Raw genomic sequence first — 747 nt, 5'->3', positions numbered from 1 at the left:
GAGCTGCTGGAGGCGGGTCTCGACGCCCCAGGCGGTGACCCGCAGCAGGGCCTCGACGACGATGTTGCGGCTCATCTTGGAGGCGCCCAGCTCGCGCTCGATGAAGGTGATCGGGACCTCGGTGACCTTGAAGCCCGCCTTGACCGCGCGCCAGGCGAGGTCGACCTGGAAGCAGTAGCCGGCCGAGGCGACCTGGTCCATGCCCAGACCCAGCAGGGTCTCCTTGCGGAAGGCGCGGTACCCGCCGGTGACGTCGCGGATCGGGACGTTCAGCATCAGGCGGGAGTAGGTGGAGCCGCCGCGGGACAGCATCACGCGGGACTTGGGCCAGTTGACGATCTTCCCGCCCGGGACCCAGCGGGAGCCGAGGACGAGGTCGGAGCCGCGCAGGGCGGTCAGCAGCCGGGGGAGTTCCTCGGGCTGGTGCGAGCCGTCTGCGTCCATCTCGACCAGGACGTCGTAGCCGCCTTCGATGCCCCAGTGGAAGCCGGCCAGGTAGGCGGCGCCGAGGCCCTCCTTGCCCTTGCGGTGCATGACGTGGACGTGGTCGTCCTCGGCGGCGAGCTTGTCGGCGATCTCGCCGGTGCCGTCGGGGCTGTTGTCGTCGGCCACCAGGACGTGGACCTCGGGGACGGCGGTCCGCACCCGGGAGACGATCCGCTCGACGTTCTCGACCTCGTTGTAGGTCGGGATGATCACCAGCACCGGGCCGAGATCGGCGAAGGTGCTCTCCTTGGGGGTCTCCTC

Annotated in this window: 1 protein-coding gene; it reads right to left on the bottom strand. The window is 70.0% G+C overall.

What is annotated here, in order from left to right:
* Positions 1-705, bottom strand: a 705-nt coding sequence (locus ABD369_RS40800; protein ID WP_344641689.1) for a polyprenol monophosphomannose synthase, incomplete at its 3' end; no start/stop codon positions are given.
* Positions 706-747 lie beyond the last annotated feature (42 nt).

It is taken from the genome of Kitasatospora cystarginea (genome assembly GCF_039533515.1).
In the GTDB taxonomy this organism is placed as follows: domain Bacteria; phylum Actinomycetota; class Actinomycetes; order Streptomycetales; family Streptomycetaceae; genus Kitasatospora; species Kitasatospora cystarginea.
Note: the sequence above shows the minus strand (reverse complement) of the source record. Positions and strands in the feature narration are given on the sequence as shown.